Annotated in this window: 6 protein-coding genes; 1 reads left to right on the top strand and 5 read right to left on the bottom strand. The window is 44.4% G+C overall.

The annotated features are described in order from the left end of the window. Positions 1 to 373 precede the first annotated feature (373 nt). The 5 genes from ACYRY3_RS20490 to ACYRY3_RS20470 all read right to left on the bottom strand — a co-directional run bounded on the left by ACYRY3_RS20490 (position 374) and on the right by ACYRY3_RS20470 (position 8,113). Complete coding sequence (locus ACYRY3_RS20490; RefSeq protein ID WP_460203460.1) at positions 374 to 1,147, bottom strand: hypothetical protein; 774 nt, start codon at positions 1,145 to 1,147, stop codon at positions 374 to 376. Then, positions 1,140 to 3,563 (bottom strand): CHASE2 domain-containing protein, encoded by a 2,424-nt coding sequence (locus ACYRY3_RS20485; RefSeq protein WP_460203459.1) that lies wholly within the window; start codon positions 3,561 to 3,563, stop codon positions 1,140 to 1,142. The genes ACYRY3_RS20490 and ACYRY3_RS20485 overlap by 8 nt, the downstream gene beginning before the upstream one ends. A gap of 218 nt (positions 3,564 to 3,781) precedes the next feature. Next, positions 3,782 to 5,065: a DUF1822 family protein gene (locus tag ACYRY3_RS20480; protein WP_460203458.1), complete on the bottom strand. Its 1,284-nt coding sequence runs from the start codon at positions 5,063 to 5,065 to the stop codon at positions 3,782 to 3,784. A 2-nt stretch (positions 5,066 to 5,067) separates the two neighbouring features. Beyond that, positions 5,068 to 6,471 carry a hypothetical protein gene (locus ACYRY3_RS20475; RefSeq protein WP_460203457.1) on the bottom strand — a complete coding sequence of 468 codons (1,404 nt, stop codon included), beginning with the start codon at positions 6,469 to 6,471 and terminating at the stop codon, positions 5,068 to 5,070. A 202-nt stretch (positions 6,472 to 6,673) separates the two neighbouring features. After that, on the bottom strand, positions 6,674 to 8,113 hold the full coding sequence (locus tag ACYRY3_RS20470; protein ID WP_460203456.1) for a S8 family peptidase: 1,440 nt from the start codon (positions 8,111 to 8,113) through the stop codon (positions 6,674 to 6,676). A gap of 654 nt (positions 8,114 to 8,767) precedes the next feature. Between ACYRY3_RS20470 and ACYRY3_RS20465 the strand changes: the two genes are divergently transcribed. After that, positions 8,768 to 12,466, top strand: a complete 3,699-nt coding sequence (locus ACYRY3_RS20465) for a caspase family protein (protein ID WP_460203455.1) — start codon at positions 8,768 to 8,770, stop codon at positions 12,464 to 12,466. The last annotated feature ends 117 nt before the right edge of the window (positions 12,467 to 12,583 follow it).

Genomic DNA, 12,583 nt, shown 5'->3' with positions numbered 1-12,583 from the left:
ACGACCAATTGCTCCCGTTGCACCTGCAATAAAAATTTTCATATCTTGACTCCTGTAAAACAAGCATTGGTTTTTCGTTGATACTTTAAAGTTAGATCTGATTTTGGTTTGACTGAAGATCCAATTTTTATAAACTCGAGTAGTCCAATTCAGCTTGAAAGGTCATGGAGTTCCATCTAACACATGTAGCGAAATGTCAGCTAATAGCAGCGTTTTTCATCTAAAAACCTCCGCTCGTCGGAGAAACCTTTGAATAAGATTAAATTAATAATAAAAATTCGCAATTCGTAATTAATTAATACTTAATTACGAATTACGTTCGCGATCGCAAAGCGTGTGCCTTGCACATAGCGGAAGGGAGACATACTACCAACTATGAGTTGGAAGTTAGGGTCTTGGCTGTTGAGACCGTAGTTTGCTCGGTACACAAACCTACAACATAACCTTGCCGTTCTTTAATAAAAGAAGAAGAGGGGTTTTCAATTTCAAAGAGGGTTTGCAGAGCATCTGACCAAGCATTAGGAGCTTCATTATTTTGAGCAACTTCTTGTTTGATATTGTAATTGAGAAAATAATCGGCTTTTTTAAGCGCAATCTCTTCTTTAGAAGCTTTAGAAGCTCCTAGTTTTTGCTCTAAAGTTTGCAAATCCGTTGCGATTTTTTCCCGCTCGGTTGCAGGCATGATTTGAAACGTTGTCCAGTTGTTGCGATCGGAACTAGAAGTTTTGGTTCCCAACAATTGCCATTGATAAAGCTTGCCCGGTTGCAAGGGTTCTTTACCGTTGTAGCTCATTTGTCGATCGCTACCTTTAAGAGCTTGCGTCCACAGCACGGTTTGAGTTTCGCGATCGCGGACGCTAATTTGAGTGCCTTCACCGTGCCATATAAACAGCGGGCGTTCGTGCCAGACAACGTAGGTTTCCAGCAAACCAGGTGCAATGGGGCAAACACCACTGCGTGCGCCCAACCGATGACGGGGACGCCGCTGCCAAAATGAGCCGATCCAAGTTGTCAAATCTTTCCTGACAGCTAGCTGAGAACCTTGAAAATCTAGAGCAGGATAGTCACTACTGATACTAGTAGTCGTAATAAACAAAGGGATAACAGCATAGCTAAACAAAAGTTTGCGACGCTGGAAATTATACATATTTCCTCCTTGTAGCAGGTAGAACGTAAGCCAAAAATACCAGAGATGGCAAGAACCAGGGAAGTAGAACTGAGGCCGAAATATAAAGTTGTAAACCAACGATACCGTAAACCAACGTTCCGCCCATCGCAGCAGCAACGATTTGCAGGCGACTCTTAGAATTCCAAGCCGCCCCGCGACTACTCACAACCAACACAACGACTTTACCAAGGATGACTGCAACTCCAATCATCCAGGCGTCGGGTACGGGAACCACAAAGTGCCGGGTGAGAAAATGATGGGTCATGTATGCCAAGGATTCACCCCCTGTCAGCCAAGGCTGCTGCGTCCAGTAGTTCATGGCAGAAGGAGTTGGGAAGCGATCTGGCTGTCCCGGTGCGATCCCCAAGCGTTCGTCACTTCCTACTGCAACCAGCACAACCTGTTGGGAGAGCAGTGGAAACTTGTTAGCATCCCCAGTTTCAAGTAATTGCCAAGCGGGAATGCGCTGGTAGACACGGTCAGGAGGAAGAGAGAAATCAATGACGGGCTGCAATCCAAAGGGAGGATACCAGTTAAAGGGAGGAGGTAAATCGCGAATTTTGGGGGCTTTCTGATTAATGGCATCCATCAATTGGGTACGTAAGCTACTCACGCGACTCGTATGTGGCTTTGGTATGTCAGCAACCGAGGAGCGAGCTGTTTGGACGAGGGACATTAAATAGGCAATGGGGCAAGCTTGGCGACAATCTTGGTCTGGAAGCGGAATTTCCACAAAGTGGGGATCGACAACATCAATATATCCTTGCAGGGTCCAATGTTCACTGGCAATTGAAGTGGTTTTGCTAATGCTCAACTCCCGATCCGATTCCATAATAGCAGCTAAAACCAACCACATATTTTGGTCAACCGCCTGTCTTACGGCTTTTGCCAAATCTTTATCCCCATATGTGTTACTTTTTTGTGGCGTGTCTAGTACTACATCTAGCCCAACAACGGAAGCATTTAATTTTTGCAAGCGTTCAATTAACCTTGCTATGTAACCGCGATGGATGGGGTTTAACTGGGAAATGCCACTGCGATAAATTGACTCAGTATCAATTTGTACGAGGGCAACAGGGGGAGCTTCCTCTGATGGGACTTGTGCTGTTAAATTGCGATAAATTGACTGGGTGAATGTACGTCCGTCTAAGAGGGAGGCTGCAAAGGGAGGAATGCAACTTAGGGCAATACTTGCACAAACTGCGATCGCCTCCAGTCGAGTTGGTAGGATCTGACTTAGGCGCTGTTTCCAATGAAAAGGAGGGATGCGAAACAGGGAGGCTCCTGGATGACAAAATAACGAAGGAACCAAGTATGATGAGGGGTAGGTGTGGCTCTTTTCCATCCGCAGAGATTGACGTGCTGCCATCATTGATTCGTACACATCCAAGTGTTTCGCTAAGCCTTGTAAAAATCTTACCAAAAATTCCTGTGCCACGCGGTTGTGGATTGGTTCGCGCATTACCACAACTTGGCTAAAACCAATATCAATTAATGCATCTGCAATACTCAACCCACTACAGGAGTTAAAAATAGCCACCTGAAGCCCGCGCTGTTTTGCAGCCATCAGTTGCTGTGCAATCTCGCTAATGGAAATCGATACCCCAGGAGCGATCCCCAACTCACCCCCTGTCATTTCTGTTTCATTGCTATGTCCGGCAAAAAACAGCACATCCCAACCTTGTTCTGATGCGATCGCTTGAGTGATTTGCTCAATGGCTTGGCTCGGTGTTTGCTCTGGTTGCCAACCAACAAACTGGACATCGGCAATGCGGAGGAGCGATCGTACCGCCTCCCGGTCTGCTTCAAAATTTAAGCCTGTCTCGTCACCCAAAATAGCCAAAATCCGGGTACGCCCCCGTTGTGGTTTCTTCAAATAGGTTTGGTTTGCTGTGGCAATATTCAAAGGAGAGCGAATAATCCGAATTGCTCCAGTTGTGCCAAACTCCGTACTCAGTTCCCACGCCTCCCAAGGAAAACGGTCTAACTCAATGGGCGCACAGGTCAGAAAAATTTGTACTGCCTCAGTTGTTTCCGGGTTTTCCTTGACCAATTCCTGACTTGCCTGAGCAATTTGCGAGCGAATATCGTATAATTCGGCACTGCGTAACCAACGATTAAACTCAAACATCAGTTTTGTTTCTGCTTTGACAAGTTCCGCGTGCCAGTCCACAGTTAAAGCGACAATCCCGCCAGCAACCGTCCGCCCCCGCATATGTTCTGACTGATAAAAGCTCAAGTAAGCCCGCCGCCATTCTTCATAAAGCTGAGTTAGGGCAGTTGGGTACTCAAGCTGTACGGTTAAACTTTGTCCTTGTCCCCAAGACAACTCAAACAAACAGATTTGCTCAATTTTTTGAACTTTTAGGTAAAAAAGAGGTAAATGAAGTTTCATGTTGTCAATAAAGATTAAGGTTTATAGTAAGTCCTAATTTGATTTGTGAACTGATTTTTTTACAAACCGCAAAGGGCTCAGAAATATGTGTGAGTCAAGTTAACTGGTTGGGCTCGTCCTTTGTTCCTGGTCATTAGTCATTTGTACAGAACAAAAGACTAAGGACAAATGACTAATGACTAATGACAAACAACATAGTTATATTGAATTCTCCCTACTTACTTTTCCAACTCAAAACTAAAAGGTGGAATGTCAAAAACGGCTTCATCATCAGCAGTCACCGTTACCCAAAATCGTTCTCCCCAATTTCCAATAATTTGAGCGTAAAGGATACCGCGATTTGTATCCTCTTGGGTCTGTTCAAAAAGTATTTGTGTCTCATCTTTCACCTCAAGCTTAAGGCGCATAGGAACTCGCTGCTGTGGGTTTAAGGCAATAAGTAACATCCACTCTGGAGAATTTGATTCTTCCGATAGGTCCCACGTTACAGCATACAGTCGTAAACCTTTCTGTTGAAAGCGCAAGTCGCGGTAAGCCCCTCGTGCTCCAGAAGGAATACGAACGCCTTGCTGTTCTAAAGCTGCTCGGATTTTCTGAAAATCCTCTTCCTGCAAGCGCAGTGCAGACGCTGTTAGGGATGGCAACAGCATCCATCCCAATTCTTGAGCTACTGTATCCAGTTGATTGCGGACCCACAAACCAGCATTGATGAGGGGTTGAGACCGTGGTGGAGCGGAAAGTTTGTACACCCAGTTGACAAGATTGGGGTTTGCTAACAGCACCTTGCCTTCTTCCGGTGTCAGCAATTCCCAAAGCGGCTGGGTGGGAAGTTGGGATTGCAGTGCTGTCAGCTTTTGCCGCAGTGCTGCTTCGCTGTGCTGTTGCACGGAAGGGGTTGCGGGTAAAACGATCGCATTTGGTTCCAAGCAACGAAGATTTAACAAGAGTGCATTGGGATCGGAATTAAACCAGCTTAGGGGTAGAGTATACGTCCAATCTCGGTCGAGTTGGAGTGACTGGGCTGCTTGATACCGACGGTACTGCTCGTAGTTTAAGAAACCAGCTACTGCCACCTGCTGTTGCTCTTCCTCAACCTGAATTGGGATGTAGAAATGAGCCGCAAAATCTGGGATGTCGAAAACTGCGTTGGGGAGGCTCACTTGGTCGTCGTCCAGGGTACTGCAAGCACCAATGCAAAGTTTAAACGACCCAACATGGAAGTTACAAACCGCTGCCATCAAATTTGCATAGGGGGGTTGCCAAATTGAAGTATTTGTGGTAATATTTTTTAAGTCGGGGGCGCGATCGCTCAGCCATTGCTCAAATCCCAATGCAGCCAAAGCAGTTAGGTAGACTTGCCAGCGTTGCTCCGGCAAACGAATTGCTTGACTCAGACGCGCCGCCCGTTGTATGTGTTCTGGTAGTAGCTCAGTTCGCTCGGTATTGAGCGCTCGCCAACCGAACAGGTCTGTAAAATCTGGCATAGATGTAGGTTGGATCATGGTTAAGTCTTCCTTAAATTGAGATAACGGCAGAGGCGACGTGCTAACAAACCGCGCAGGGGTTGATTGCGAATCGGGTTCTTTGCCTCGGATTCTGCTTCCTGGATGATGCCCGTAATTTTTTCGTCCAGAATCAATTCCACCTGCCGATCTAAAGTTTGCAAGCGTTCGGGATCGACATAGAGCAAGGCGCGATCGAGAATGCGATCGCGTAACATCAGGAGCAATCGCTGACGGATATCAGCACGTATATCGTTCAGTTTTAATAAACGAGTGACTTCATACTGTTTTTTAAATCCAATTTGTGGCGCAATTTGGCTCATGGATTGACCTTCGCAATGGAAAAGATGTAGAGCAGTCAAAAATTCTTGCTCTACTGATGAGCGCTTGCGTTGCAACTTGGAAATAAAATCACCAATGACTTCAGAAATCGCCCGATCTAAACATTGAATAAATTGGTCTTGATAATATTTAAGAAATTCAGATATTTCTTCATCTTCTCGTTCTGCTGGCACACGGTCTACAAACGGTTGTATCTCCGGTTGGTCGAAGGAAATAGAAGGAACCGATCCCCCTTGTGTCGAAATCCGATACTGCCGTAGTTTAGTTGCAAGAGCATTTAACTGCCGCAAGACAGCTTCAGGGTTGAGGGTACGGTTGGTGCGAGCTTTGAGATCCCCAGCAATGCGAACCAACTGTTCGGGTGTTGGTGACTCACAGGGCTGTTTCGATCCTGAAATCCTCTGTTGCAAGCGGTCATCCCGATAAACTGCATGGAAGCTTTGCAAAAGGTCGCAAGTTTGCTGAATTTCGATTGGGGTTAAGTGATACACTTCAGCAAGAATTTGTTGCAATCGCTTTACGGTCGTATCGTTGAGTAGCGCCCAATCGCTCACCAAAAAAACACCATGCTGTAACAAGAACCGCTTGAGTTCTGGATGTTGCCGAACATAGCGTGTGACCCACGTGCTCAGGGTTCCTTTAGCTGGGTCAAAGGTTTGCAAAACGGTCATTGCTAAAGAACGATAAGCAACGCCTCGATCTGAATTTGATGGCAGCGTTTGTCCGTCATCATCCAACACCAAAGGTAATAAATCTTCATAGGTAAAACCGTTGCGGCTGCCAAACTTAGCCCCTAAGCTCAGACATGCGCGATCGATTTGGTGTGATATGTAACAACGCAAACAAATTTCAGCTAAAGAACCGTTGTCGCTATCAACCTTCCCCCGCTGACCCATTTGCTGCCAAAGTTGCCGGTGAACTGTTGTATCAGGAAGGTTAGCCTGTTTAGCCCAGTCGGGAAATTGGTTTTGGAAATAGGTCTTAGCAGCGTTGATCGTTTCCATACGACGCGAACCAGTCGAATCTAACTTGATGAGTTGCCAGTAATTTGATGCAGAAACCACAGCGTTTTACTTAATCCAAAGCCAGTTTCTCTCAATTTTTTCACCTCCTTAAATTAAAGTCACTATTTTTACCGTGATTTTACCTGTACTTTTCTCTAGTTCTGGCTTAGGTCAACTCATGCAAAATGCCGTTGCGAAATAAAAGATTTCCCAGAAAGATAGCGATTCTCAGTTGGAACTTTTTTACAGGGTGGGCAGAGTATCAACCCAAACTGGTTTGTACAATAATTTGATTGACGCGCTCGGGAGTTAAATTGGGATTGGCACTTAACATCAACGCTGCTACACCAGAAACATAAGGTGCAGCCATCGAAGTTCCCTGCTGAAATTCATAATTATTATCAGGAAATGTGGAGTAAATATCAACCCCAGGGGCTACTACATACTTTAGATTCGGATCGGAACCTGCCAAGTTAGAGAAATCAGCCATATACCAATCTGAATCCATTGCGCCTACTGCAATTCCCCATTTGGTTGCCAATCCAGCTGGATATACAGGTTTTTCTCCACTGTCATTTCCTGCCGCCATGACAACAACAGCACCCTGTTGCGTTGCATATTGGATTGCCTGTTCAACCTCAGACGAATAACCACCACCCAAGCTGAGATTAATGACATCTGCGCCATTGTTAGCCGCGTAAAGAATTCCCTGTGCAATATTCTTATAGGAACCACCTTTGTCTCCCATGACTCGGATTGGCATAATTTTGGCATTGTAAGCTACACCCTGAATCCCTGCGCCGTTTTTCTCAGCAGCAATAATGCCTGCAACATGAGTTCCATGTCCTTGAGTATCCATTGGGCTGTAATCATTGTCTACAAAATCCCATCCAATGGCATCATCAACATAACCGTTGCGATCGTCATCAATACCATTCCCAAAGACTTCACCAGAGTTGACCCAAATATTGTCATCTAAATCCGTATGAGTGTAGTCCACTCCAGTATCAATCACGGCAACAACAGTATTCTTACCTGAATATCCTTGTGCCCATACTTCCGGCATGCTAATTGCATCTAACCCCCAGCCATAATATCCAATCTCATCAGGAATACTGGCAAACCGTTTCTGTCCGAGTGCTTGCGCTACCGCCGCCGCCGCATCTACAACTCCGTAACCATACACCTCACTAAATTGCTTTGATTGAGCCGTAGAATCCGACATTGGCAAGATTTCTACATTCTCCTCATAGGCTTCTGTTTCCGTTTGAGAAGAGTTTGTTTGTGTGATGTCGCCATCATTCGATTGAGAAGAGACGAGAAGCTGTTGGATTTGACTTAAAAGCTCTTTATCATCACCTAGAATGTCTGTATTGCCATGAATGATTGGTGAATGAGTATTGAAATCGTTAGGATGTAGATAGTTGTCAACCTCTCCTGCAATAGAAGCCCCTATTAAGTCATCATTCCCATAGGCATATTGCTGCACGGAGTTGCTATCATTTGTAATATTTGAAGAATCAACAATGTTAACCCCTTCGGGAACAGTGTATCTATCTACAAATAGACTAGAGCTACTATGAGAATTTCTTAAAAGAGAATTGACATCGAATGCATTCTCAAATCCAAGCGTTGTAAACAGTCCAGAAGAAATATTTGATAAATCAAGATAACTATTATCTATTTGTTGATTGTATAGCATGGTACGATAATCCAATAGATTTTCTTCCTGTTAGAGATGATTTATCACGTAGGTTGGGTTGAGGAACGAAACCCAACACCCAACCACATGATTAGGTTAAGGAACAAAACCCAACATTTCATCGCATAGTTAGGTTAAAAGATGAAACCCAACATTTCATTGCATAGTTAGGTTAAAAAATGAAACCCAACCTACACAATATGGCAATTGAAAATTTACTTGATAAATAACCTCTTACACTATCTTCTATTTCTTCAAAGAATAGACATATGCAAAAAAGGCTGAAAGTCGTTTGTCATTGGTCATTGGTCATTTGTCATTGGTAGGAACGAAACCCAACACAATCGGTCATCGGTAGGTAAAGTTGAAGAACGAAACCCAACGGTCGTATTGCTCAACCCTGAATGCCTACGCTTCATTTACCAGGGCTTTGTTTGCAGAAATTTACAACAGTCTCACCAATTCCTCACGTTGTATGTGTATTCTCAACCTCAAGGTTCTAATTGAGACAAAGTCATGCATCGGGAAAACAGTTCAAACCACAAATATCACACAAAACACATAATCGATTTTTTGACAATACTTAATTTCTAGAAAGATCGCGTCTCTAAATATAAGCATACAATACAGTTAAAAACCACTCAGCTATAAGATATGACCTGCAGTATCTATGCTCTGCTAGTAGGTATTGATGAATACATCAATCCTGTCCCACCTTTGAATGGTTGTGTGAATGACATCCTGGCAATACAAGAATATTTACAAGGACGGGTCGCTAAAGATGGATATCTACTTCATATTCGCACACTTTTAAATCAAGATGCTACCCGTCAGGCTGTCATTGATGGTTTTCGGCAGCATTTGTGTCAAGCTAGTGGTGAAGACGTTGCCTTCTTTTACTATGCAGGACATGGTTCTCAAGAGCAAGCCCCACAAGAGTTTTGGGCTATCGAGCCAGACCGACTGGATGAAACTTTAGTATGTTATGACAGTCGGCGTGTGGGAGGCTGGGATTTGGCAGATAAGGAGTTAGCAAAGCTAATCGCTGAGGTAGCCGAAAAAAAACCTCACATTGCCATTATCTTAGACTGCTGTCACTCCGGTTCTGCCACCCGTGGCGATCTAGAAGGAGAAACAGCAATTCGTAAAACTTCCGGCGACAAACGCAAGCGCCCCTTAGATAGTTTTATTTTCTCCTTGAATGAAGCCAATAAACTTTCAGCTACCCTTAGCCCGGAAAACAATCCAAGTGGTTGGAATTTCCCAAAAGGAAAACATATCGTCCTGGCTGCTTGTCGGGATAGTGAGACGGCGAAAGAATACTACGTGGATGATGAACCGAGGGGAGCATTTTCTTACTTTTTAATAGATACCTTAAAGAAAGCCAATGGCAGCCTGAGTTATAGAGATTTATTTAAGCGTACCAATGCCCTAGTTCGCAGTTATGTCAGCGCACAATCTCCGCAAATCGAAGCCACGGAGTTGAGTGACTTAGAGCAACCTTTTTTGGGAGGTGCGATCGCTCACCATGCACCTTACTTCACTGTTTTTTATGATAAAAACTACGGCTGGGTAATTGATGAGGGTGCAGTTCACGGTATTTCTCAACCAGTTGGGGATGAGACAACAATCCTTGCCTTATTTCCCTTTGATACCCCCTCAAAAGAACTTCGCCAATTGTCAACGGCGATAGGTGAAGCCACAATCAAGGAAGTGATGCCGCAATTAAGTAAAGTAAGAATGAGTGGTATTGGGGATTTAAATCCCGAAATGACGTTAAAAGCAGTAGTCACCAGTTTGCCCCTACCACCCAAAGGAGTTTTGTTAGAAGGAGAACAAGTAGGGGTAGAATTAGCGCGTGCCACCTTGCTCACCTCTGCACGCGATCGCCCCTCACTTTACGTCCGGGAAGTCGCAACACACGAAACTGCCGAGTTTAAATTACTTGCCCGTGATGGTAAATATTTCATTACACGACCTGCGGATGACCGTCCCTTAGTAGCTCCAATTTCAGGTTATACCAACACCACCACTTTGCAGGCGGTTCAGCGATTAGAACACATAACCCGTTGGATGAATATAGCTGAACTTTCCAGCCCAGCCACCAGTCGGATTAGACCTGATGCCGTAGAAATACTGATTTACCAGCAAAATGGACAACAATTGTCAGACCTTCAGATTCGCTTGGAATATCAACAAGAAAATGGCCTGTGGCGACAACCCGCATTCAAAATCAAGCTAAAAAATACCAGTCAAGAGCCGCTTTATTGCGCCCTGCTTGATTTGAACGACCGTTATGCAGTCTCAGCTGAGTTGTTAGACGGAGGAGGAATTTGGCTGCAACCAAGCGGACAAATAGGAGATGAAGCATGGGTGAATCGAGGAAATCCAATTTATCCAGCAGTTCCAAAACAACTATGGCAGGAAGCAGGGATTACAGAAGTTAAAGATATTCTCAAACTTATTGTCTGCACGACGGAATTTGATGCAACTTTGCTCGAACAGCCGGAACTTGACCTACCTCAACGTATTGCGCCTACACCCCGTCGCGGTCATGGTACCCTGAACCGCTTAATGCAAAGGATTCCATCTCGTGACCTTAAAAGCAGACCAGAAGAAGACGAAATATATGACGATTGGGTAACTAGCCAAATTAGCATCACTACCGTGCGTCCTCTGCACGTAACTCCTATTCCCAAAGGGGACGAGTCAGCTTTTCTGGGAGCAGGTGTCAGATTATACGCACATCCAGAATTCAGAGCCAAGGCTCGTTTGACCACAGTCACCCAATCAACCCGCGATTTAGGCAACCACATATTACCAACAATACTGCGGGCAGACCGTCCGGGAATTCAGCCTTTTCAATTTACCACCAGTCGGGGAACTGACCCCGGTTTGAGTGTGTTGGAATTGACAGAGGTTCAAAATCTATCAACCGTTACACCCAACAACCCCCTAAAAGTCATCGTCGATATACCCCTTGCATCTGACGAGCAACTGTTACCCATTAGCTACGATGGGGAATTTTTCTTGCCTCTAGGACGCGCTCGTACAACCCCAGAGGGCAAAACAGAGATTTTACTGGAACGGTTAACCGAACCAATAAGTGAAGGTAGCCGCAGTTTAGAAGGTTCCATTCGGATTTTCTTTCAAAAAGTTGTGTCTCAACAACTGGGATTGGAGTTTAATGAACCAATTTTGGCAGTAGCAGATGTCACTCCAGAAGGAGTTTTAAATTATACAACACAAATTGAGCAAGTCAAGATGCGAGTCGCCCAAGCCAAGCGAATAGTCTTGTATATCCACGGTATTATGGGCGACACTCAAACCTTGCTTCAAAGCGTTTGTTCGGCCAAGGTTGAAGTAGATGGAATAGAAAAACCCCTTTCTGAGCTATATGACTTAGTTCTTACCTATGATTATGAGCATTTAAATACATCAATTGTAGAGAATGCCAGATTTCTGAAGCAGAAACTCCAAGCTATAGGATTAGGGGACATCCACGGGAAAATTTTCCACATTGTCGCCCACTCAATGGGAGGGTTGGTTTCTCGTTGGTTTATTGAGCAAGAAGGAGGTAACCAGGTCGTTCACCATCTAATTATGGTCGGTACACCCAATGGTGGTTTCTCTTGGTCTGCAATTCCAGATTGGGCATTAGCTACCTTAAGCATCGGTTTAAATGGTCTGTCAGAATTTACTTGGTCAGCATCAGCTATCGCAATGTTGCTCAAGGCTATTAACAGATTTGCCGATGGGATTGAAACCATTGATATTTCCCTAGACCAGATGCATCCCGATTCTAAGTTCTTGCAAAAATTAGCAGCCAGCCCCGATCCCAAAATACCTTACTCAATTATTGCTGGGAATACATCTATTATTCCCGCCGCCCTGAAAGCAAAAGCCAACCAAACTTCCAGTCCCCTAGAACGGCTCATGGAAAAATTATTTCATCAAGCCGTAGCGGTGCCCTTTTTTAGTGAACCCAATGATATTGCTGTCACAGTACAAAGTATAAAAAGCGTCAGTATGGAGAGAAATCCACAGCCGCAAATTCAAGAAGTTGGCTGCGATCGCTTCGGTTACTTTACCGAGCCAGTAGTGTTCAACGCGCTCTCTCAAGCGGTGATTCAAGCCCTACAAAACACATCTGACTTTGAAAGTATAAATGCTGAAGTTGTAGATTCTGGAGTTAATAATATTACTAAAGATTCTTTAGAAAAGAAAACACAGAACTGGTTGATTTTTGGGGTGATTGGGGCATTAGCTGTAGGTATTCTTAGCTTGCAGATATTAAAGCAATCAAACAACACCCAACCGATGAATCAAACTCAACCCACCCATAATCTATAGAAATGATACCAAGTTAGCGATCGATACACATAAGTAGCATATTCTGTCATCTACTTATTAGCAGACTAGTTAAAGTCGGGCTGAATTTGAGTCAAGAGGTTATCTGAAGAAAAAAGG

The sequence above is a fragment of the Scytonema sp. NUACC21 genome, assembly GCF_054684315.1.
The sequence above is the reverse complement of the archived record's forward strand: the minus strand, read 5'-3'. Positions and strand labels throughout refer to the sequence as shown.

Bases quoted from the DNA above. Each gene is read 5' to 3' on its own strand.
- ACYRY3_RS20490 (WP_460203460.1), bottom strand. From the start codon at position 1,147: ATGTATAATTTCCAGCGTCGCAAACTTTTGTTTAGCTATGCTGTTATC.
- ACYRY3_RS20485 (WP_460203459.1), bottom strand. From the start codon at position 3,563: ATGAAACTTCATTTACCTCTTTTTTACCTAAAAGTTCAAAAAATTGAG.
- ACYRY3_RS20480 (WP_460203458.1), bottom strand. From the start codon at position 5,065: ATGATCCAACCTACATCTATGCCAGATTTTACAGACCTGTTCGGTTGG.
- ACYRY3_RS20470 (WP_460203456.1), bottom strand. From the start codon at position 8,113: ATGCTATACAATCAACAAATAGATAATAGTTATCTTGATTTATCAAAT.
- ACYRY3_RS20465 (WP_460203455.1), top strand. From the start codon at position 8,768: ATGACCTGCAGTATCTATGCTCTGCTAGTAGGTATTGATGAATACATC.